Here is a 22,029-nt window from a genome sequence, read left to right as displayed (position 1 = left end):
TGGAACTAGCCATGCGTTACATATCGAACATATTTAGTGAGAACTGTAAGCCTTGAAGTGGGATTGTTCTATAGTCGACTCCATGGCACTCACCCCCGCCAGCGTGCTGCTGACCAACCGCGTCGCGGTCGTCACCGGCGGCGGTGCGGGCATCGGGCGCGGCATCGCGGCCGGGCTGACGGCATTCGGTGCGCGAGTCGCGATCTGGGAACGCAACCCCGATACCTGCGCGGCCGCCGCCGACGAGATCGGCGCTCTGGGCATTCCGGTGGACGTTCGGGACAGCGCCGCGGTCGACGCCGCGCTGGAACAGACCGCGGGCGAGCTCGGGACGGTGTCAATCCTGGTCAACAACGCGGGCGGTGTCTTCTGGTCGGGAATCCTCGACACCAGCGAGAACGGCTGGGATGCCCTGTACAAGTCGAACCTGCGGCATGTCTATCTCTGCACGCAGCGAGTGGCCCGCGTCCTCGTCGAGCAGAAGCTGCCCGGCAGCATCATCAGCGTCACCTCGATCGAGGGCGTGCGTGCCGCACCCGGCTATGCGACCTACGCGGCCGCCAAGGCCGGTGTCATCAACTACACCAAGACCGCCGCGCTCGAACTCGCACCGCACGGCATCAGGGTCAACGCGCTGGCCCCCGACATCACCTGGACCGAAGGTCTCGAGCAGATCGCGCCGCCGGGATCCCAGCAGCGGATGGGCTTCACGGTCCCGATGGGACGCGCGGGTCACGTCGACGAAATGGCCGGGGCGGCAGTGTTTCTCGCCTCCGACATGTCCAGCTACGTCACCGGCCAAACGATCCACGTCGACGGGGGCACCCATGCCGCCAGCGGCTGGTACCACCACCCGGAAACCGGGGCATACGCTCTCGGACCGACAACTCAATAACGATTCGTTAATTCACGTCCGCCGGTCGCCATCGCGGTTGTGTTGATAACCGCTGCGACTAATTAATCGCCGGTATTCATCGAGACATGCGCTGACATCCCGCCGTCAATAGAAATCATTTGTCCCGTGATGTAGCGGGACTGCTCGGAAGCCAGAAAAAGAACAAGTTCTGCGACGTCTTGTGGCTGTCCTACGTACGGCGTCAGCGTGGCCCGGCCCAGGCCGTCGAGGATGTCGGGGGACAGGTGCGCGCGCACGGCGTCGGTCAGGATCAAGCCGGGCACGATCGTGTTCGCCCGGATGCCGGCCTTGCCTTCGCTGGTGGCCACATACATCGTCAGGGCGTGCACCCCCGCCTTCGAGACGCCGTAAGCCAGGCGGGTGCGGTCACCCGAGAGCGCCGCGCCCGACGACATGTTGACGATGGAACCGCCACCGGTGCTTCGCATTTCGGGCACGGCGTGTTTGCACATCAGCAGCTGACTGCCGAGGTTGGCCTCCATGGATCGCTGCCACACATCGAGAGGCATCTCGGAGACGGTGGTGTCGCGGGCCAGGAAGCTGCTGGCCGTCAGCGCCGCATTGTTGTGCAGGACATCGATGCGCCCGAACTCTGCGACGGTGGCGTGCACCACCGAGCGCGCCACGTCTTCCTCGGCAAGATCGCCGCCGAGGCCGATTGCTCGCGCGCCGCTGTGCCGAATCCGGTCGGCGACCTCTTCGGCTTTGACTTCATCGATATCGACGACGGCAACCGCCGCGCCTTCACGGGCCAATTCGGCCGCGGTCGCCGCACCAATCCCGCCAGCCCCTCCGGTAACTATTGCGACCTTTCCGGCGAGTCTGGACATCGATTTCTCCTTTTCAGTGCCGCACGCAAAAGATAGCCTGAATTAATGCCGCGTATTGCACCAATCCCGATGGAAGAACTCAGCGCGCACTCGCGCGAGATCGTCGATGCCGGCGTGGCCGCCGGGCTCTACGCGACGCCGGTACCGTTGCAGATCTTCGCCTATCGCAGCGCGCAGCTCGAACAGGTGAACACGGCGCGGACCCACCTCGGTGCCGGCACTCTGCTCGGCGGACGCATTCTCGAGCTATTGCGCATCCGCAGCGCCCAACTCGGTGAATGTGAGCCGTGCAGCCAGTCGCGCAAACATGATTCGATCACCGACGAGGACGTCGTCTGCCTGCTCGCGCCGGGCCACGACACGCTCACCCCACAGGAGCAGCTGGCGGTCGAGTTCCTCGATCTGCTCTCGGCGGACCATCATGCGATCGACGACGAGTTCTACCAGCGGCTGGGTGAGCACTTCACCGCGGCACAGATCATCGAACTCGGGTTCACCTGTGCGGGCGTCATGGGGTTGCATCGCTTTATCCACACCCTCAACGTGTACGGCGATTCGCCACCTGTCATCGAATACGGCCGGGACCAGGTCGACGCGGCCAAGGCGGTGTGAGAATGCCAAGCCGATCCTTCAGCCATGCTCAGGGGAGAATGCGCAAGCCCCACCGGCCGAGCAGTGGATACACGAGTGTGAAGTACGTCGTATGGTCGTCACCTTCCGGTGAAGACATCAAGATGCCGACTGCGCTAACGCTGCCGTCCGCGTTCTTCACGAAGCCAGGGCTCCCGCTGTCGCCTTTCAAGCTGTAGACGCTGGCTTCGACCACTCCGTCGTCGACGCTCTTGACGGTGCCGCAAGTCTCACCGGTGACCGCGCCGAGCTTGCAGAACGGCGTGCCCACCTGAATCTGGGAGGGACTCAGGACATCTCGGACCGGGTACTTGCCGCCGACATCTCCCACCGGTACCCCGACGCTCGGGTCAAGGCGGATGATGGCGGCGTCCTTGTTATCGCCATCGTTCTCGCTCGCGGTGATTCTTCCCAGCGGGACATCCTGCTCGTAAGTCCATATCGAACCGTCGTGCGCATCGCAGTGCCCACTGGTCAACAGGTAGTAGCTGTTATCGCTGCCTTGAGTCGCGAAACCCGCTGTGCATCTGCCGCTTTCATCGTCGACCTCGACGCCCGGCATCGGAGGTGCGGCGGCTCGCGCCATGGCGGCGAGCGCCGTGGCCCCAATCAGCACGGCACTTCCGATCGCGAGACTCCGAAACCATACTGCCGTGGCATGGACCGAGACGCGGCTTGTGCGCTTCACCGACTAGTCCAGAGGAGTTGCGACGCAGTCACTGATGCCCCGCAACATAGTGAGGCGTTTCTCAAGTTCTCGCTTGGCGACCTCACACGCCGAGCCGGGATCGTCGGCGGCGGTGTCTGGCACGGTTAGCGTGACTCTGCGCTGTGTGCCACCGATGGATTCCCAGTCGGTGAACATCGGCGATTGCTCGACAAACGGTCTTGCGGGGCCCTGGTGAGGGATGTCCGCATAGATGATCACACGCCAATTCATGTTGTTGACCCCAACCGTCGGGCCGTCGCGGCTACCAAGGCGATGGCTTTCGGTGATGCTGTAAGCGGGCCCGCGCCGGAAGGGTGCTGAATCCGGATCCGACGCGGGCCCATCTGGGTGCCTGCTGACTTGCGCCCAGAACCCCATCGTCGCGTCGGTACCGGACCGGCCACTAGGGACTAAAGACTCCAGTTGTCTGCGAATGCTGACCCGCCCATGACCCACGGCGCTTAGGGGATGTGGCCGCTCGGGACGATGTCGGGTGCGTACGGGCGATTCAGGGTGGCGGTGACAATCTGTCCGCCGACAGTCACGACGAAGGCGCACCGTTAATCCATTGCGGCAGCTTGCCTCTGGTGCCACCGCTCAATATTGCGCACCCCGTCGCGCACGAAAGGACTCGCCCGTAACAGACCGAACAAGGTGTCGCGCACCAGCGAGCCGGGGAAGCGCAGCGGCCGCTTCACGTGAAGCAGCAGGATCACGCGGTGATCCTCGGTGTCGTTCCACACCTCGTGCGGGAACATGTCGTCAAAGATCGCGATGTGGCCCTCCTGCCACACCACCTCATGGTCGCCGATCGTCATCCGACAGTTCTGGCGGTCACGCGGCACGGTGAGGCCCAGATGGGCGGTGACGATGGCCTTGGTCGGCCCGGTATGGCGCGGCACGTGTGCGCCGGGCAGCATTACCGAGTACATGGCGGTCATCAGGCCCGGGATGCGCTCGAGGGCCCGCGCCGTCTCTGGGCAGCGGCCGCAGTTGACCTCGCTGCGGATCCCGTAGCCCCAAAGGAAAAAGGAGCGCCAGCGCTCATCGACCGCGATCTTTTCATGATCGACCGAAATCTCGCGCAACGCGGGAACCGACATCGGGTCGCGCATCACCTCCCGGGCCTCGTCGCGGATGGCGGTCCAGCTCTCGGCGAGGTCGGTCGTCCAGGGAAACACTTCGTTCGGGAAGACCTGGTATTCCTCAGTCGCCGCGAACCGCATCATGATCCAGTCGATGATCGGTAACAGCCAGAGGCCGAAGGCGATGATCAGTTCGCGGCCGGACTTGAGCCCTACCATCTTGTATTCGGCTGTCCTAGAGAACATTCCGCTCGCTCGTACGGCTTAAACCGCACGGCTCGAGCGTTGCGTCGGGACAACGGCGGGCGCTGACGGCGCGGCAGTGTCCAGCGAGTCCCCGTTTCGGTAAAAGGTCTTCTCCCATTTCTTGTGCGCCTTCTTTCCCTCCCTGATGAACGGGGTGAAGGCGGCGATGTTGAGGAGCAGCCAATTGACGAGGGAGGCCGGGAAACGCAGCGGCTTGACGAAGTCGACGAACAGCACGACGCGGGTTTCGTTGGAGCGGTTCCACGCCTCGTGCTCGTATGAGTCGTCGAAGATCAGGATCTTGCCTTCGTCCCACTCGCAGACGGTGTCGTCCACGCTGATCGCAACCGTGCCGGGCGCGGCGTCCGGCACGAGCAGGCCGAGGTGGAGGCGGAGCACGCCGTTGTAGGGTCCGCGATGTGGCTTGAGGTGCTTTCCCGGCTCGAGGACCGAGAACATCGCCGTCTTCATACCCGGGATCGTGTGCAGGATGCGCCACGTTTGCGGGCACCGGCGAATGGCCTCGGCCGACTTGGCGCCGTAGCAGGCCAAGACGAACGTTTTCCAGTCGCGGTCGGTGCTGATCGAGCGCAGCTCACTCAAGATCTCGTGGCAGCCGGGCAGCTCCTCCTTGCGGATTAGCAGGCTATCGAGTTCGGCGCGGACCTGGTGCCATTCACGCTCGATGTCCATCGCCCACGGAAACTCCTCGACGTCATACATCGGTCGATTACCGAGTTTCGCGTACTTCTCGTTGAGCTCCTGGGCCCATTCGACTATATGCATCAACGCACGATTTATGAGTCCAGGCCGGTTCAAAGTGTCTTCGATTCCCGCGGTGCGCCGGACGGAACCTGCCATGAATTCAGCCTTTCTGTGGCCGCTATCTCGCAATACATATAGGGCCGATCCTGTCCAGGTCCCGAAGGGCCCGACCCGACCCTAGCCGCAACCTCGTTATTCGCTCAACACACGCGCCGGCCAACATGTTTCGTCACCGACCGGCCATGTAATGGCAACGGGACTGACAGGTTATCTTGCCCGCCGGAGGGCTACCACTGGCTCGAGACGCGGGAATCGGAGCCGATGTCATTGCGGATTAGCCACTGCGATGCGAGGATGTTCGCGAAGAATGCAATAGCGGCAAGATGAATCAATGCTTAACGTACCCAAGAAAAAGGGTTGTCATGCGTACTGCGGTTTTCGACGAGATAAATTCTCTCACCATCAATTCACCTTCCATCAAATTGCATGTCACAGAACTGCTCGCGTCGATCGGGTACCGGCCACCCGCTGTGGGCGCGTGAGGGAGCACGCCCGGCCAGTGTTGGCCGCGCTGATCGGGGGCGGGGCATACGGTTGCTGGGCGGCGTTTACTCACCACCGGCTCGGCTTGGAGGTCGCGGTGCGCGCGGGCTTCGCACAGCTGGCACTGAGCGTGATCGCGACCCTGGTGGCGGTGCTGGTGCTCGAACGGCTTTTCCGCGTGCCGTCGAATCCCGTGCGCGGCTTCTGGTTGGCCGCGCTGGGAACTTCGACGCTGAGTGCGATTTGGCTGTACGTGGGCCACGAGCTGGCGGCCACACCCGACATCGCGGTGACGATTGCACCCCCCGTGATTGTGGGCACCGCGTCGGACTTCCTTTACGCCGGTGCGCTGCTCGTGCTGGCCAGAAGGGGCGCTGGCACCAAGGGGGCGTCCGTTCGCTGAGCGCGCGGCCGCCACCGTTCGCGGCGGGGTCCGGCCCGTATCGCGTCAACCGATCCTGAACAGGGGAGCAGGCGGTCATGGCAGTAATCCAGTCGTCGACCTGGCGAGCCGAACAAGATGGCAAGTCTGGCCGCGTCACCTCGTGCGTGTTAGTGGCGGTGGCGCTGGCCGGCCTATGCCTCCAGCTATTGGTCCTGCCGCTCTGGTTGCTGCCGGCGGATCCGGGCTTCGGATGGCTGCTGGCGCCGATCGCGCTGCTCTCGATGCCGTTCTGGTCGCTGATCCACGAGGCCATCCACGGCACATTGATGCGGCAAAGGAAATGGAACGATGGCTGCGGTCGGGTGCTTGCCATCGGCTATGGCGCGCCATTTGTGCTGCTCAAGTCCGCTCATCTGTTGCATCACCGGTACAACCGGACCCGCCGGGAGCGGACCGAGGTCTTTGATCCGGCAACCTCAAGTTGGGCTGCGGCGGCTCCCGCGTACTACCTGCACCTTCTGGGCGGGCTTTACGTCATTGAGGCCGCTTCAGTGTTGCTCGTCGCCGCGCCGCGCCGGCTCTGGCGCTACCTGGGGCGCCTGCTCGACTCGCCCGACACGTTCGGCGGCATGTTGCTCGAGGGCATCAGCCGACGGCACCTGGGGGAGTTCCGCTCGGACGCGGTTTTGGTGGGCGCGGTGTATGCGGCCGCGGGCTTCGCCTACGGTCGGCACGTTTGGATGCTGGCCGTCGCGATCGCTGCGCGCGCGGTTTTGATCTCTATCGCGGACAACGCATACCACTACGGCACCCGGCTCGACGCGCGGTTGGAGGCGCTGAATCTTCGGCTGCCGCGAGCTTTGGAACGATTCGTCCTCGCATTCAATTTGCACAGCGTTCATCACCGGCATCCGGGCCTGCCCTGGTACGAACTTCGCTCGGCATTCTTGGCCGACGGTGACGAATTCCACCTCGGCTGGTTCACGGCCGCGGCGCGGCAACTGCGTGGGCCGATCTCGGCTGATTCGGCCGACCTTCGGCAGCCAACATTGCTTCGAAAAAACTCAATCGAGCGAGGCTAAAAGGCAAGCGAGACAAGGACTGTGGCTCCGTTGTTGCGGACTTCGCCGGCGCCGGTCCGGGAGCGGTTACGGTTGGTCGCCTGGGGATCCATCAGTTGGTACATCTGGTTCAGGTCTGAGCTCGTTGTGCGACAACCGGTCCCAATCTGGTCACCTGACGACGTCGCCGCCGCGTTGGGCCGACGTCGTGGTCGGGCGGTGCGCTCAATAGCAGCGGTATTCATCGGCCGAACAAGTCAGCCTCTGCGGGCGACGTCTTGGCTCAGGATCTGGGGCCAGGTCTCGACATCGGCCGGGACGTGCGCCACGGTGAGCGTTGACCGCGGCATCAGTGTCGCAAGCGATTCCGCCGTCGACATCGGATGCGCCGGGTCACCGACCCAGGCAAGAATCGTCGTCGGTACATCGATTCGTGCGACCGCTTCGCGAGCGGGCAGGTCGCTGAGAGCCGCGCCTCGAAACAGTGACGGCAGCAGTGCATCGGCCACATCCGGAACTGTTTCGGGCGCGCCGACCGTGGCTGGCGGCGGAGTCGCCCCACGCGCCGACGCGATGAACGCCCCGACTCCCTCGGTTTCGATAAGTTCGGCCGCAGCCCGGTAGATGGCCGCCTGCGCGGGCCGGGTTTCCCACGCGGTGGCCGGGACCATGAGCGTGAGGCCGGCGAAGCGGTCCGGCTCGCGGGCAGCCGCGTGCAGCAGCGTGCCGGTACCCATGGACGGGCCGACTCCGTGCACCCGTTCGCCGGGAAACCATTTGTCGAGCAGCTGCAGAAGATCCTCGGCAAGGCTTTCCCATCGGTAATCCTCGTCGACCTTGCGCCCAGTCGACTTGCCATGGCCGCGTGCGTCGTACCGCAACAGTCGGGTCCCGCTGAGGCCCCTGCCGAGGTCGAGATTGAGTACCCGGTCACGCGCGCGGCTGGAGGTAAGTCCGTGCAATTGAACAACCGGATGACCACCCTCGTCGCTCAGTTCAACCGCAAGCTCTGCTCCAGGAACCACGAAAGTGGACATCACGCAACTCTTTTCACGACCCGACGGCTCGCCCCGCGCTGACCGAGCATTCAGGCTATCTGGGGCGTTAGGGTACCGCCATGCGGCTGACCAACGTGGCGCACCTGCGGCTACCCTTCGGACGACTCTGGGGCTACGACGTGTCGGTGTCTGACCTCGGCCGGCAGCTCCCGGTGTCTTTTGACCAACGCATGCACGTTGGTGCGGGCCCACGGCCCGGTTCCTGGATGGCTCTGTCCATTCGGTTGTCTGCGGGGGTCAGCCGCCAATCGTTGGCCGATGCGTGGCTGGCGGTGATCGCCCGTCACGGCACGCTACGAACGGCATTCACACCCGGGCCGGACGGCGAACCGCAGCTGCATGAGATCGATATTCACCCGGACAGATGGGTCGAGCATGAGATCACTCCGGGCCAGGCGGTCAACGACGCATTGCGAGTAGTTCTCAATGCGGCGTGCTCGCCCTATGCGCGGCCCTCGCATCGGTTGTGTGTGTTGGAGACTGCCGCCGGATTGACGGTGGTGATCGCCGCCGACCACGCCCACGTGGACATGTGGTCGATGCTGGTGATTGCCCGGGACCTGTTGTCGGTGCTCGCTGACGCGCGCATCGGTCGTAAGCCGTTGCTGCAGCCGCCGCCGGCATTTGTCGTGCACACGCAAGCACTGTTGGACCGTCCTGCGGCACCGGACCATGTGCGCGCCCGATGGGCACAAATCATCAACGACAGCGGTGGGGTCATGCCACGGTTTCCGCTGCCGTTGGACGAATTCGGGCCGCATCCCGAACGCGTTGAAGTGCGTGACGTGTTCGACGTCGATGATGGCGCCGCGTTTGCCGAGCAGGCACGCGAGGACGGTGTCTCGACGCTGGCGCTTGCGGTGGTCGCCATGACTGCGGTGACCCGCGAGTTGGCCGGGGTCCCACTGCGCGCGGTGTTCCCCGTGCACAGCCGATTTGAAGAAAAATGGCACGACTCGGTGGGCTGGTTCATCACCAATTCGGTATTGGAGTCGGCGGTGGCCGAGCCGTCCGCCGCGGCCGCCGCCGTCAAAGAAGCGGTGCAGCTGGGTTCCTGGCCACTGGCCGACGTACTGGCTCCGTGGGGTGGAATGCCCGTTGCGCCGGGCATGTTCGCGATTTCCTGGCTGGACCAACGCAAACTTCCGGTGCGCATCGACTCGGTCGGACTCGACGCCCAGTATGTGAGCGCGAGCGTTGACACCGACGGCGTGATGCTCTGGTTCATCCAGGACGAGTCGGGGCTGCATCTGCGATGCCGCTATCCAGATACCGCGGAGGCACGAACCAACGTGGGGGCGTGGCTGGACCTGTTGGTGGCGCGCCTACAGGCGCTGGCACAGTCCTCGGTTCGAGGACTGCTGCAGGTGTCGGGCCGCACATTCCGTGTGCAGCGCGCGGCGCGCGAACACGTGGGGGTGATCGCCCAGCTGCTCTCCGACGACGAATTCAGTCAGGATCGCGAAGACGCCCAACTCGAACGCTACGAGACGGCCTACGACCTCGTCGTTCGCAACCGATCCAACTATCTCGGAGTCGTCCTGAACAGTTCCGACATGGTCGTCGCGACGGTGCAATTGACCGTCATTCCCGGCCTTTCCCGCGGCGGTGCCACCCGGCTGCAGATCGAGGGTTTACGGGTCGCCAAAGCCGAGCGTGGACAGGGCCTTGGTACTGCACTCGTCGAGTGGGCGCACAACTACGGCCGAGCACACGGGGCGCAGCTGGCGCAGGTGACCACGGACGAGGCTCGCGAAAGGGCGTTGGCGTTCTATCGCCGGCTCGGGTACCACGCCGCCCACGTCGGGCTGAAATGCACCATCTGATTAGCCGAGCTGACTAACCGGCACATCGTCTGACCTGCGTAAATCCTGGTGCCCCCGGCAGGATTCGAACCTGCGGCCTTCTGCTCCGGAGGCAGACGCTCTATCCCCTGAGCTACGGGGGCGCACGATATACATGCTGCGCCGATGGGCTTGAAACTATCCGGGACAGACTAACGCATCCGGGTGGCCGAGCTGACATCCAATGGATTCGGGGCATAGGCACGCTAACCAATAGGATGGACGCTCGTGACCCCTGCTGACCTGGCTGAGCTGCTCAAAGCCACCGCATCCGCGGTGTTGGCCGAGCATGGCCTCGACGCGTCGGCGCTCCCGGCGACGGTCACGGTGGAGCGGCCCCGCAATCCCGAACACGGCGATTACGCGAGCAACCTGGCCATGCAGCTGGGCAAGAAGGTCGGCGCGAACCCACGCGAGTTGGCAGGATGGCTGGCCGAGGCGCTGGCCAGCGCCGACGGTGTCTCCTCGGCGGAAGTGGCCGGACCGGGCTTCATCAACTTGCGCCTCGAGGCGTCGGCCCAGGCCAAGGTCGTCAACGACGTGATCGACGCGGGCGACCGCTACGGATACTCCGACACACTGTCCGGCACCAAGATCAACCTGGAATTCGTCTCGGCCAACCCGACCGGACCGATCCACATCGGCGGTACTCGCTGGGCGGCCGTCGGCGATGCGCTGGGCCGGCTGCTCTCCACGCAGGGCGCCGACGTCACGCGCGAGTACTACTTCAACGACCACGGCGCCCAGATCGACCGCTTCGCCAACTCGCTGATCGCCGCGGCCAAGGGCGAACCCGCGCCGCAGGATGGCTACGCCGGCAGCTACATCAACGACATCGCCACTCAGGTGTTGCAGAAGGCGCCCGACGCGCTGGGGCTGCCCGATGCCGAGATGCACGAGACCTTCCGCGAGATCGGCGTCGACCTGATGTTCAACCACATCAAGGAGACGTTGCACGAATTCGGCACCGACTTCGACGTGTACACCCACGAAGACTCGATGCACACCAGCGGGCGCGTCGACGAAGCCATCGCCCGGTTGCGTGCGGTCGGCAACATCTACGACAAGGATGGCGCAAGTTGGTTGCGCAGCAGCGCTTTTGGTGACGACAAGGACCGCGTCGTGATCAAGAGCGACGGCAAACCCGCCTACATCGCCGGGGACATCGCGTACTACCTGGACAAGCGCCAACGCGGGTTCGACTTGTGCATCTACATGCTCGGAGCCGACCACCACGGCTACATCGCGCGGCTCAAGGCCGCGGCGGCTGCGTTCGGTGACGACCCCGCCACCGTCGAGGTCCTGATCGGGCAGATGGTCAACCTGGTGCGCGACGGCCAGCCGGTGCGGATGAGCAAGCGGGCCGGCACCGTGATCACGCTCGACGACCTGGTGGACGCGCTCGGTGTCGACGCCGCCCGCTACAGCCTGATCCGCTCGTCGGTGGACACCGCGATCGACATCGATCTCGCGCTGTGGTCCTCTGCGTCGAATGAAAACCCGGTCTATTACGTGCAATACGCGCATGCCCGGCTCTCGGCGCTGGCCCGCAACGCCGCCGAGCTCGGCCTGATTCCCGGCGGTGCCGGTTTTGAAGGGCATCTCGAATTGCTCAGCCACGACAAGGAGGGTGCGCTGCTGCGCACCATCAGCGAGTTTCCGCGGGTGCTCGACACCGCCGCGTCGCTGCGCGAACCACACCGGATCTGCCGTTACCTGGAAGACCTTGCCGGTGACTACCACCGGTTCTACGACTCGTGCCGGGTATTGCCCCAGGGCGACGAACAACCCACGGACCTGCACATCGCCCGGCTGGCGCTGTGCCAGGCCACCCGGCAGGTTATCGCCAACGGACTGGCAATACTCGGCGTCAGCGCCCCGGAGAGAATGTGAACGTCCATCCGGCCGGTCCCCGGCATGCCGAAGAGATCCGTCACGCGGACAGCCCGCCCCGACCGCAGTCTCCGGAGGAGCTGCTGGCCTTGGCTCCGAATGTCTGGCCGCGCAACATGGTTCGCAACGATGCCGGGGTGGCCGTCATCGCCGGAGTCCCGGTGACCGAGCTGGCCCAGGAATACGGAACTCCACTGTTCGTCATCGACGAGGACGACTTCCGCTCCCGCTGCGCAGAGATCGCGTCGGCGTTCGGCGGCGGCGCCAATGTCCACTACGCCGCAAAGGCGTTCCTGTGCAGCGAAATTGCGCGCTGGATCGACGAAGAGGGCCTCTGCCTTGACGTCTGCACCGGCGGGGAACTGGCCGTTGCGCTGCACGCCAACTTCCCGCCGGAGCGAATCACCCTGCACGGCAACAACAAATCCGTCGCCGAGTTGACGACCGCGGTCAAAGCAGGTGTGGGCCACATCGTCGTAGACTCGATGACCGAAATCGAGCGCCTCGAAACCATCGCGGGGGAGGCCGGCGTCGTCCAGGACGTCTTCGTGCGACTCACGGTCGGCGTCGAGGCACACACCCACGAGTTCATCTCCACCGCGCACGAGGACCAGAAGTTCGGCCTGTCGGTCGCCGGCGGCGCGGCGATGGCTGCGGTGGAGCGGGTGTTCGCGACCGATCACCTGAGGCTGGTCGGCCTGCACAGCCACATTGGTTCGCAGATCTTCGACGTGGCCGGATTCGAGCTGGCCGCACGCCGAGTCATCGGCCTGCTGCAGGAGGTCGTCGCGGTGTTCGGGGTCGAAAAGACCGCGCAGATATCCACCGTTGATCTCGGTGGCGGCCTTGGCATTTCGTACCTGGCCTCCGACGACCCGCCGCCGATGTCCGAACTCGCGGCCAAGCTGAGCGCGATCATCAACAACGAGGCCGCGGCCGTGGGGCTGCCCACGCCCCGGCTGGTGGTCGAGCCCGGCCGCGCCATCGCCGGACCCGGGACGATCACGCTCTACGAGGTCGGCACCGTCAAGGACGTCGAGGTCAGCACGACGGCCATCCGGCGCTATGTCAGCGTCGACGGCGGCATGAGCGACAACATCCGCACCGCGCTCTACGACGCGCAGTATGACGCCCGGCTGGTGTCCAGAATCAGCGACGCACCGGCGGCGCTGGCCCGTATCGTCGGGAAGCACTGCGAGAGCGGCGATATCGTGGTGCGCGACGCCTGGGTGCCCGGCGACCTGGGGCCGGGGGACCTGCTCGGGGTGGCCGCGACCGGTGCCTACTGCTATTCGCTGTCGAGCCGCTACAACATGATCTGCCGGCCTGCCGTGGTCGCGGTTCGCGATGGGCGGCCCCGCCTGATCCTGCGCCGCGAGACGGTCGACGATCTGCTGAGTCTGGAAGTGAGGTGACTGTGTCGGGTAATGCAAAGCCAGTCGGCGTAGCGGTACTCGGGTTGGGCAACGTCGGCAGCGAAGTGGTCCGCATCATCGAGGAGAGTGCGGACGATCTCGCGGCCCGGGTCGGCGCCCCTCTTGCGCTGCGCGGCATCGGGGTACGGCGCGTCGCCGACGACCGTGGTGTGCCCGTTGAACTGCTCACCGACAACATCGAAGAGCTGGTCTCGCGGGAAGACGTCGACATCGTCGTGGAGTTGATGGGGCCGGTCGAGCCGTCGCGCAAGGCAATCCTGGCCGCACTCGAGCACGGCAAGTCGGTCGTGACTGCCAACAAGGCTCTGTTGGCCACCTCGACCGGCGAGCTGGCTCAGGCCGCCGAAAACGCGCATGTCGACCTGTATTTCGAGGCGGCGGTCGCGGGCGCGATCCCGGTGATCCGTCCGCTCACCCAGTCGTTGGCCGGTGACACGGTGGTCCGGGTGGCCGGCATCGTCAACGGCACCACCAACTACATCCTGTCCGCGATGGACAGCACCGGAACCGACTACGACAGCGCCTTGGCCGACGCGAGTGCGCTGGGCTACGCGGAAGCCGATCCCACTGCGGACGTCGAAGGCTACGACGCGGCGGCCAAGGCCGCGATCCTGGCGTCCATCGCCTTCCACACCCGGGTGACCGCCGACGACGTCTATCGCGAAGGCATCACCAAGATCACCCCGGCCGACTTTGCGTCCGCGCATGCGTTGGGCTGCACGATCAAGCTGCTGTCGATCTGCGAGCGCATCACGACCGACGATGGTCAGCAACGGGTTTCGGCGCGCGTCTACCCCGCGCTGGTGCCGCTGGAGCATCCGCTGGCCACCGTCAACGGCGCGTTCAACGCAGTGGTGGTGGAAGCCGAGGCAGCGGGCCGGCTGATGTTCTACGGCCAAGGGGCCGGCGGTGCGCCGACCGCATCCGCGGTGACCGGTGACCTGGTGATGGCCGCTCGCAACCGGGTGCTGGGCAGTCGCGGGCCGAAAGAGTCGAAATACGCCCAATTGCCGGTCGCACCAATGGGTTTCATCTCCACGCGCTACTACGTGAGCATGAACGTCGCGGACAAGCCCGGGGTGTTGTCCTCGGTGGCGGCCGAATTCGCCAAGCGCGAGGTCAGCATCGCCGAGGTCCGTCAGGAAGGCGTCGCGGACGAGGGCGGGCGACGGGTGGGGGCTCGCATCGTGGTGGTCACGCACAGCGCCACCGATGCCGCACTATCGGAAACCGTTGATGCGCTGGCCGATTTGGACGTCGTGCAGAGTGTGGCAAGCGTGCTGAGACTGGAAGGAACCAGCATATGAGCACGCCGCGAACCGCCGTCCACAAGCCCTGGCCGGGTCTGATTGCCGCCTACCGCGACCGGTTGCCGGTCGGCGAAGACTGGACGGCGATCACGCTGCTCGAGGGTGGCACGCCGTTGATCCCGGCCGCCCGGCTGTCGGAGCAGACCGGCTGCACGGTCCACTTGAAGGTGGAGGGGCTCAACCCCACCGGCTCGTTCAAGGACCGGGGCATGACGATGGCAGTCACCGACGCCGTGGCGCGCGGACAGCAGGCCGTGTTGTGCGCATCCACCGGAAACACCTCGGCGTCGGCGGCGGCCTACGCGGCGCGCGCCGGCATCACCTGCGCGGTCCTGATACCCCAGGGCAAGATCGCGATGGGCAAGCTCGCGCAGGCGGTTATGCACGGCGCCAAGATCATTCAGATCGACGGCAACTTCGACGATTGCCTGGAGCTGGCCCGCAAGATGGCCGCCGACTTCCCGACAATCTCGTTGGTCAACTCGGTCAACCCGGTGCGTATCGAGGGCCAGAAGACGGCCGCGTTCGAGATCGTGGACGCGCTGGGCACCGCGCCGGACATCCACTCGCTGCCCGTCGGCAACGCCGGGAACATCACCGCGTACTGGAAGGGCTACACCGAGTACCACCAGGACGGCGTGTTCGAGAAGCTGCCCCGCATGCTGGGCACCCAGGCGGCCGGAGCGGCGCCGCTGGTGCACGGCAAACCCGTCAAGAACCCCGAGACCATCGCCACCGCGATCCGGATCGGTTCGCCGGCGTCATGGACTGCCGCCGTTGCGGCTCAGGAGCAATCCAATGGACGCTTTCTGGCAGCGACCGACGAGGAGATCCTGGCGGCCTACCACCTGGTGGCCGAATCCGAGGGCGTGTTCGTCGAGCCCGCCTCGGCGGCCAGCATCGCGGGCTTGCTCAAGTCTGTCGAAGACGGTTGGGTGCCCCGCGGGTCGACCGTGGTGTGCACGGTCACCGGCAACGGTCTGAAGGACCCCGACACGGCGCTGAAGGATGTGCCCAGCGTTTCCCCGTTGCCGGTGGATCCTGTACTCGTCGTCGAGAAGCTCGGGCTGGCCTAGTCGTGAATCAGCTGCTGCCCGCCGGGCTGGTGGCCAGCGCCGTGGTGTCGGCGTCCAGCGCCAATCTTGGCCCGGGTTTTGACACCATCGGCCTCGCATTGAGTCTGTACGACGAGATCGTGCTGGAGACAATCGATTCCGGCTTGGTCGTCGAGGTCGAGGGCGAGGGCGCCGGCCAGGTGCCGCTGGGGCCCGAGCACTTGGTGGTGCGCGCCATCGAGCGCGGGCTACAGGCCGCCGGGGTCCGTGCCCCCGGCCTGGCGGTGCGCTGTCGCAATGCCATCCCACATTCTCGCGGTCTCGGGTCGTCCGCGGCGGCTGTGGTCAGCGGTCTTGCCGCGGTCAATGGCCTTGTCGCGCAAACTCATTCCGCCCCGTTCAGCGAGGCGCAGCTGATCCAGCTGGCCTCGGAGTTCGAGGGTCACCCCGACAATGCCGCGGCCGCGGTGCTGGGCGGCGCGGTGGTTTCGTGGACCGAGCGGGCCGACGACGCACCGGCTTACTCCGCCGTCCCGCTGGCGCTGCACCCTGATATCCGCCTGTTCTGCGCGATCCCGGAGGAGCGGTCATCGACCGCCGAGACGCGGGTACTGCTCCCCGCTCAGGTCAGCCACGAGGATGCACGATTCAACGTCAGCCGCGCCGCATTATTGGTGGTCGCGCTGACCCAGCGCCCGGATCTGCTGATGGCGGCCACCGAAGACGTCCTTCATCAGCCGCAACGAGCCCCGGCCATGCCGGCGTCGGCGGAATATCTGCGGCTGCTGCGGCGTCTTAATGTGTCAGCGACGCTTTCTGGGGCGGGTCCGTCCGTTATCGCATTGACTACCGAGTCGGAGTTGCCTTCGGAGGCGTTGGACTGCGGCGTTGCCAACGGATTCAGGATCACCGAGGTGACGGTCGGCGAAGGGGCTCGCTGGAGCCCGGGTGTCACAGTCGCTGGTTAATCCACAAGCTCGCCGGGGGGTTTGCTTGCTTCGAGCACAGATGCGGGTTATCCTCGGCATCGTCCAGCAATCGCAGCATCTGCATCTGCATACATACTGCCTTGCCGCTGGGATAACACCAATTCTTCTCGTGGACGAGGTTCGCCGTTTTCTCCGCCATCCCAGGCGATCACCGTTGCAGAGTCGATGATTGGGTGCACTCGGCAATTTGGCTGAATGCGACGAACCCCTCGTATGACGTGATCAGCGAGGGAAAGAAAGGAAATCCGTGACTGATACGGACCTGTTCACGGCTGACGAGAGTACGGACAGCAATCAGCTGCCGAACGCCGTGACCACCGACACTCCGGACGTGAAAACCAACGTTTCGGCCGGCTCCCTGTCCACCATGGTGCTGCCCGAACTGCGTGCGCTGGCTAATCAGGCCGGCGTCAAGGGCACGTCGGGGATGCGTAAGAACGAACTCATTGCCGCGATCAAGGAAATCAGGGGACAGACCAACGGCAAATCCGCCGCCACCCCGTCCGAGGACACCGGCAAGTCCGAACAGGACAAGAACCAAGAGAAAACTGCCGCCGAAGAACCGACTGCCCAAGGGGAACAGAAGGATTCGGCGAACGAGGGCAGCCAGCGCCGGGAACGGCGCGGCGCCTCCCGCGAAGCGGGATCGGCCCCCCGCACCGCCGACGAGGCGGACGGCGAGGGCTCGGAGAGCCGCAACGGCACCGCTCCTCGCGAGACCGACAAGCGCGACGGCAACCAGGCCGACAAGCGCGACGGTGGCCAAGGTCAAGGCCACAAGGAATCCAAGAACGACGACCGCGGATCAGATTCCGGCGATCAGCAGGGCTCGGGCGGCCAGCAAGGCCGCGGCGCCTCGAACCAGCAGGATGACGACGGCGACGGCCGTGGGGGCCGGCGTGGCCGCCGGTTCCGCGACCGCCGGCGTCGCGGTGAGCGCTCCGGCGAGGGCGGCGGCGGTGGCGAGGCCGAACTGCGTGAGGACGACGTCGTCCAACCGGTAGCCGGCATTCTTGACGTCCTCGACAATTACGCCTTCGTGCGCACTTCCGGATATCTGGCCGGCCCGCACGACGTCTATGTGTCCATGAATATGGTGCGCAAGAACGGCCTGCGCCGCGGCGACGCCGTGACCGGCGCGGTGCGGGTGCCCAAAGAGGGCGAGCAGCCCAACCAGCGGCAGAAATTCAATCCGCTGGTTCGCCTGGACAGCGTCAACGGTGGACCGGTCGAAGACGTCAAGAAGCGTCCCGATTTCCAGAAGTTGACGCCGCTCTACCCCAACCAGCGGCTGCGCCTGGAAACCACCCCCGACCGGCTGACCACGCGAGTCATCGATCTGATCATGCCGATCGGTAAGGGTCAGCGTGCCCTGATCGTGTCGCCTCCCAAGGCCGGTAAGACCACGATCCTGCAGGACATCGCCAACGCGATCACCAAGAACAACCCGGAATGCCACCTGATGGTCGTGCTCGTCGACGAGCGACCTGAAGAGGTCACCGACATGACGCGTTCGGTGAAGGGCGAGGTCATCGCCTCAACCTTCGACCGGCCGCCGTCAGACCACACGTCGGTCGCCGAGCTGGCGATCGAACGCGCCAAGCGGCTCGTCGAGCAGGGCAAGGACGTCGTGGTGCTGCTGGACTCGATCACCCGCCTGGGTCGCGCGTACAACAACGCGTCACCCGCGTCGGGCCGGATCCTGTCCGGTGGTGTCGACTCCACCGCGCTGTACCCGCCGAAACGGTTCCTCGGCGCGGCGCGCAACATCGAAGAAGGCGGATCGCTGACCATCATCGCCACGGCGATGGTCGAGACCGGGTCCACCGGTGACACGGTCATCTTCGAGGAGTTCAAGGGCACCGGTAACGCCGAGCTCAAGCTGGACCGCAAGATCTCCGAGCGCCGGGTGTTCCCGGCGGTCGACGTCAACCCGTCCGGTACCCGCAAGGATGAGCTGTTGCTCTCGCCCGACGAGTTCGGCATTGTGCACAAACTGCGCCGCGTGCTGTCGGGTCTGGACTCCCACCAGGCCATCGACTTGCTGATGTCGCAGCTGCGCAAGACCAAGACCAACTACGAATTCCTGGTCCAGGTGTCCAAGACGACACCGGGCAACATGGACAACGACTAGCGTCCCGACGTGACCACCGCTGAGGCGACACTGTAACCACGCAGACGACACGCCGATCCGTGTCTGCGTGGCTACAGTCTCGGCGTACCGGCCGCCGGGAATGCGCGGGCGTATCTCGCTGTTTGGGCTGATGTAGGTTGACCTGGCATAATCGACGGTCGACTACCCCCGAGGACCAGTTCAGGTCCCAGGAGTTCGCGCCGGGGCGACAACGATCGAAGAGGACATCATGAAAGCTGACATTCATCCCGCATACGGGGAGACCACCGTGCTCTGCGGTTGCGGTAACACGTTCAACACGCGTAGCACCAAAGACGGCGGTCACATCACTGTCGAGGTCTGCTCGCAGTGCCACCCGTTCTACACCGGCAAGCAGAAGATTCTGGACAGCGGTGGCCGCGTGGCGCGCTTCGAAAAGCGCTACGGAAAGCGCAAGGGCGGAACCGACAAGGCCGAATCGGCCGACAAATAGCTGCCTTACCGACGCCCGAACTGTGCACGAAACTGCGCAGGCCGGGCGTCGGTTCGCGTTTGCGGTAAATAAGCTCGCTGGGACCGGGGAGGAGGTGTGAAATGACGCAGCCGGTACAGACGATTGACGTGCTGCTGGCCGAGCACGCCGAACTGGAGCGGCGACTGGCCGACCCTGAGCTGCACAGCAATCCCGACGAGGCGCGCAAGGCCGGCCGTCGATTCGCGCGGCTGGCCCCGATCGTCGCCACGCATCGCAAGCTGGAGTCGGCACGCGACGACCTGGAGACCGCCCGCGAACTGGCCGCCGACGACGACTCGTTCGCCGACGAGGTCGTCGAACTCGAAGCGCGGGTGGCCGAACTGGACACCCAGCTCACCGACATGCTGGCGCCGCGCGATCCGCATGACGCCGACGACGTCGTGCTCGAGGTCAAATCCGGTGAAGGCGGCGAGGAATCGGCGTTGTTCGCTGCCGACCTGGCCCGGATGTACATCCGCTACGCCGAACGGCACGGCTGGACGGTGACGATGCTGGACGAAACCACCTCCGACCTGGGCGGCTACAAGGACGCGACGCTGACGATCGCCAGCAAGGGCGACTCGGCCGACGGGGTGTGGTCGCGGCTGAAGTTCGAGGGCGGCGTGCACCGGGTGCAGCGCGTCCCCGTCACGGAATCCCAAGGGCGTGTGCATACTTCGGCCGCCGGGGTGTTGGTCTACCCAGAACCCGAGGAAGTCGAGCAGGTGCAGATCGACGAGAGCGACCTGCGCATCGACGTCTACCGCTCGTCCGGCAAGGGCGGGCAGGGCGTCAACACCACCGACTCCGCGGTGCGAATCACCCACCTGCCCACCGGAATTGTGGTCACCTGCCAAAACGAGCGATCGCAGCTGCAGAACAAGATCCGCGCCATGCAGGTGCTGGCTGCCCGGTTGCAGGCACTCGCCGAGGAGCAGGCATCGGCCGACGCGTCGGCGGACCGGGCCAGCCAGATCCGCACCGTCGACCGCAGCGAGCGAATCCGCACCTACAACTTCCCGGAGAACCGGATCGCCGACCATCGAATCAACTTCAAGGCACACAATCTCGACCAGGTTCTCGACGGTGACCTGGATGCGTTGTTCGACGCATTGAGCGCCGCCGACAAACAGGCCCGGTTGCAACAGGCATGACCGTCCTGCGGCGCGCAATCGACTCTGCTGCGGCGGTGCTCGCCGAGGCCGGAATCGATTCTGCGCGTTGGGATGCCGAGGAATTGGCCGCTCATGTGGCAGGTGCCGAGCGTGGTCGGCTGACCTTGGTTGAGTCGATCGACGACGAGTTTTTGGTGCGATACCACGACATCGTCGCCGCCCGCTCGCGGCGAGTGCCGTTGCAACACCTGACCGGGACCGCGGCGTTCGGGCCGGTCCTGCTGCACGTCGGCCCCGGAGTCTTCATCCCGCGCCCGGAGACCGAGGCCATCTTGGAGTGGGCCGTCGCGCGGCGGCTCGACGCAGCGCCGGTGATCGTCGACTTGTGCACGGGATCCGGCGCGTTGGCGGTGGCACTGGCCCGGCATCGGCCGACGGCGCGGGTGATCGCCATCGACGATTCCGATGCGGCCCTGGACTATGCCCGGCGAAACGTGGAGGGCACCGCGGTCGAGCTGGTCCGCGCCGACGTCACCGAGCAAGGTCTGCTGCCCGAGCTGGACGGACGAGTCGACCTGGTCGTGGCCAACCCGCCTTACGTGCCGGATGACGTTGCGTTGGACCCCGAAGTCGCTCAGTACGATCCGGCGCACGCGGTGTTCGGCGGCCCGGACGGCATGACCGTGATCAGCGCGGTGGTGGACCTCGCTGGACGCTGGCTGCGTCCCGGCGGCGTATTCGCCGTCGAGCACGACGACACCACCTCGTCGCGGACTGTCGAATTAATCGAATGCACAGGTTTTTTCGAAGACGTCCGGGCACGGCAAGATCTCACCGGCCGGCCAAGATTCGTGACCGCGTGTAGGAGCGCCCGTGACTGAGGTGTTCAATTGTGCTGAGCCCGAACAGCGTTCGGCTGGAATTAGCTCGGCTGTCGGAGCGCTCAAGGGTGGACGACTAGTCGTGATGCCGACCGACACCGTGTACGGCATCGGCGCCGACGCGTTCGACAACACCGCGGTGGCCGCGCTGCTGGCGGCAAAGGGCCGCGGGCGCGACATGCCGGTCGGCGTGCTGGTGGGTTCGTGGCACACCATTGAGGGCCTGGTCTACACGATGCCGGACGGGGCCCGCGAACTGATCCGCGCGTTCTGGCCAGGTGCGCTGAGTCTGGTTGTGGCGCAAGCGCCATCGCTGCAGTGGGATCTCGGGGATGCCCGTGGCACGGTGATGCTGCGGATGCCGTTGCACCCGGTGGCGATCGAGCTGTTGCGCGAGGTCGGGCCGATGGCGGTGTCCAGCGCCAATGTCTCCGGTCGCCCGCCGGCGGTGAACGCCGTCGAGGCGCGTGACCAACTCGGCGATCTCGTCGATGTCTATCTCGACGCGGGACCCTCACAGCAGCAGGCGGCCTCGACGATCGTTGACCTCACCGGCGAGACGCCGCACCTGCTGCGCGCCGGACCGGTAAGCGTCGAGCGCATCGCGGACGTGCTTGGAATGGACCCGGGACGGTTGATCGCCTAGCGGCG

General features: G+C 65.4%; 20 protein-coding genes and 1 tRNA gene. 15 read left to right on the top strand and 6 right to left on the bottom strand.

All coding sequences use genetic code 11. The annotated features are described in order from the left end of the window. The first annotated feature begins 82 nt into the window (after positions 1 to 82). Entirely contained in the window at positions 83 to 895 is an 813-nt protein-coding gene (locus tag MAAFP003_RS20195) for an SDR family NAD(P)-dependent oxidoreductase (RefSeq protein ID WP_096289586.1), read from the top strand. 62 nt (positions 896 to 957) lie between these two features. On the opposite strand, the gene MAAFP003_RS20190 is transcribed toward MAAFP003_RS20195, so the two are convergent. Beyond that, positions 958 to 1,746: an SDR family NAD(P)-dependent oxidoreductase gene (locus MAAFP003_RS20190; protein ID WP_096289585.1), complete on the bottom strand. Its 789-nt coding sequence runs from the start codon at positions 1,744 to 1,746 to the stop codon at positions 958 to 960. A 45-nt stretch (positions 1,747 to 1,791) separates the two neighbouring features. Here MAAFP003_RS20190 and MAAFP003_RS20185 point away from each other — a divergent pair, with 45 nt between their 5' ends. Beyond that, entirely contained in the window at positions 1,792 to 2,358 is a 567-nt protein-coding gene (locus MAAFP003_RS20185; RefSeq protein WP_096289584.1) for a carboxymuconolactone decarboxylase family protein, read from the top strand. A gap of 28 nt (positions 2,359 to 2,386) precedes the next feature. Here the strand turns inward: MAAFP003_RS20185 and MAAFP003_RS20180 are convergent, their stop codons facing one another. From MAAFP003_RS20180 to MAAFP003_RS20165, 3 genes are all read right to left on the bottom strand, one after another. Continuing rightward, positions 2,387 to 2,962, bottom strand: coding sequence for a S1 family peptidase (locus MAAFP003_RS20180; RefSeq protein ID WP_243394161.1), 576 nt, complete (start codon positions 2,960 to 2,962; stop codon positions 2,387 to 2,389). A 683-nt stretch (positions 2,963 to 3,645) separates the two neighbouring features. Further along, positions 3,646 to 4,314: an aspartyl/asparaginyl beta-hydroxylase domain-containing protein gene (locus MAAFP003_RS20170; RefSeq protein ID WP_165796445.1), complete on the bottom strand. Its 669-nt coding sequence runs from the start codon at positions 4,312 to 4,314 to the stop codon at positions 3,646 to 3,648. Positions 4,315 to 4,434: 120 nt separating this feature from the next. Continuing rightward, positions 4,435 to 5,202: an aspartyl/asparaginyl beta-hydroxylase domain-containing protein gene (locus tag MAAFP003_RS20165; RefSeq protein WP_243394133.1), complete on the bottom strand. Its 768-nt coding sequence runs from the start codon at positions 5,200 to 5,202 to the stop codon at positions 4,435 to 4,437. A gap of 517 nt (positions 5,203 to 5,719) precedes the next feature. On the opposite strand from MAAFP003_RS20165, the gene MAAFP003_RS20160 reads away from it, so the two are divergent. Continuing rightward, positions 5,720 to 6,127 carry a hypothetical protein gene (locus MAAFP003_RS20160; RefSeq protein ID WP_096289580.1) on the top strand — a complete coding sequence of 136 codons (408 nt, stop codon included), beginning with the start codon at positions 5,720 to 5,722 and terminating at the stop codon, positions 6,125 to 6,127. A gap of 152 nt (positions 6,128 to 6,279) precedes the next feature. Continuing rightward, on the top strand, positions 6,280 to 7,191 hold the full coding sequence (locus MAAFP003_RS20155) for a fatty acid desaturase (RefSeq protein ID WP_207768559.1): 912 nt from the start codon (positions 6,280 to 6,282) through the stop codon (positions 7,189 to 7,191). A gap of 236 nt (positions 7,192 to 7,427) precedes the next feature. Here the strand turns inward: MAAFP003_RS20155 and MAAFP003_RS20150 are convergent, their stop codons facing one another. Further along, positions 7,428 to 8,207, bottom strand: a complete 780-nt coding sequence (locus MAAFP003_RS20150; RefSeq protein WP_096289578.1) for an alpha/beta fold hydrolase — start codon at positions 8,205 to 8,207, stop codon at positions 7,428 to 7,430. Between the two features lie 80 nt (positions 8,208 to 8,287). Here MAAFP003_RS20150 and MAAFP003_RS20145 point away from each other — a divergent pair, with 80 nt between their 5' ends. After that, entirely contained in the window at positions 8,288 to 10,054 is a 1,767-nt protein-coding gene (locus MAAFP003_RS20145; RefSeq protein ID WP_096289577.1) for a GNAT family N-acetyltransferase, read from the top strand. Between the two features lie 46 nt (positions 10,055 to 10,100). Here MAAFP003_RS20145 and MAAFP003_RS20140 read toward each other — a convergent pair. Further along, positions 10,101 to 10,176 (bottom strand) — tRNA-Arg (locus tag MAAFP003_RS20140). A gap of 124 nt (positions 10,177 to 10,300) precedes the next feature. On the opposite strand from MAAFP003_RS20140, the gene argS reads away from it, so the two are divergent. The 10 genes from argS to MAAFP003_RS20085 all read left to right on the top strand — a co-directional run bounded on the left by argS (position 10,301) and on the right by MAAFP003_RS20085 (position 22,024). Further along, on the top strand, positions 10,301 to 11,965 hold the full coding sequence (argS, locus tag MAAFP003_RS20135; RefSeq protein WP_096289576.1) for an arginine--tRNA ligase: 1,665 nt from the start codon (positions 10,301 to 10,303) through the stop codon (positions 11,963 to 11,965). Further along, entirely contained in the window at positions 11,962 to 13,380 is a 1,419-nt protein-coding gene (gene lysA, locus MAAFP003_RS20130) for a diaminopimelate decarboxylase (RefSeq protein WP_096289575.1), read from the top strand. The genes argS and lysA overlap by 4 nt, the downstream gene beginning before the upstream one ends. A 2-nt stretch (positions 13,381 to 13,382) precedes the next feature. After that, positions 13,383 to 14,708, top strand: coding sequence for a homoserine dehydrogenase (locus MAAFP003_RS20125; protein ID WP_096289574.1), 1,326 nt, complete (start codon positions 13,383 to 13,385; stop codon positions 14,706 to 14,708). Beyond that, the gene (thrC, locus tag MAAFP003_RS20120; RefSeq protein WP_096289573.1) at positions 14,705 to 15,787 is read left to right on the top strand and encodes a threonine synthase; all 1,083 of its coding nucleotides are present in this window, start codon (positions 14,705 to 14,707) and stop codon (positions 15,785 to 15,787) included. Before MAAFP003_RS20125 ends, thrC begins: the two co-directional genes overlap by 4 nt. An 11-nt stretch (positions 15,788 to 15,798) precedes the next feature. Next, positions 15,799 to 16,734 (top strand): homoserine kinase, encoded by a 936-nt coding sequence (gene thrB / locus MAAFP003_RS20115; RefSeq protein ID WP_096291291.1) that lies wholly within the window; start codon positions 15,799 to 15,801, stop codon positions 16,732 to 16,734. Positions 16,735 to 17,002: 268 nt separating this feature from the next. Continuing rightward, positions 17,003 to 18,889 carry a transcription termination factor Rho gene (gene rho / locus MAAFP003_RS20105; protein WP_096289572.1) on the top strand — a complete coding sequence of 629 codons (1,887 nt, stop codon included), beginning with the start codon at positions 17,003 to 17,005 and terminating at the stop codon, positions 18,887 to 18,889. Between the two features lie 229 nt (positions 18,890 to 19,118). Continuing rightward, positions 19,119 to 19,361, top strand: a complete 243-nt coding sequence (gene rpmE / locus MAAFP003_RS20100) for a 50S ribosomal protein L31 (RefSeq protein ID WP_096289571.1) — start codon at positions 19,119 to 19,121, stop codon at positions 19,359 to 19,361. A gap of 101 nt (positions 19,362 to 19,462) precedes the next feature. Further along, positions 19,463 to 20,536 (top strand): peptide chain release factor 1, encoded by a 1,074-nt coding sequence (gene prfA / locus MAAFP003_RS20095; RefSeq protein ID WP_096289570.1) that lies wholly within the window; start codon positions 19,463 to 19,465, stop codon positions 20,534 to 20,536. Beyond that, positions 20,533 to 21,378: a peptide chain release factor N(5)-glutamine methyltransferase gene (gene prmC, locus MAAFP003_RS20090; protein ID WP_096289569.1), complete on the top strand. Its 846-nt coding sequence runs from the start codon at positions 20,533 to 20,535 to the stop codon at positions 21,376 to 21,378. Before prfA ends, prmC begins: the two co-directional genes overlap by 4 nt. Further along, complete coding sequence (locus MAAFP003_RS20085; RefSeq protein ID WP_096289568.1) at positions 21,371 to 22,024, top strand: L-threonylcarbamoyladenylate synthase; 654 nt, start codon at positions 21,371 to 21,373, stop codon at positions 22,022 to 22,024. Before prmC ends, MAAFP003_RS20085 begins: the two co-directional genes overlap by 8 nt. Positions 22,025 to 22,029 lie beyond the last annotated feature (5 nt).

Origin of the sequence: Mycobacterium ahvazicum (genome assembly GCF_900176255.2) — a bacterium.
Taxonomy (GTDB): domain Bacteria; phylum Actinomycetota; class Actinomycetes; order Mycobacteriales; family Mycobacteriaceae; genus Mycobacterium; species Mycobacterium ahvazicum.
The sequence above is the reverse complement of the archived record's forward strand: the minus strand, read 5'-3'. Positions and strand labels throughout refer to the sequence as shown.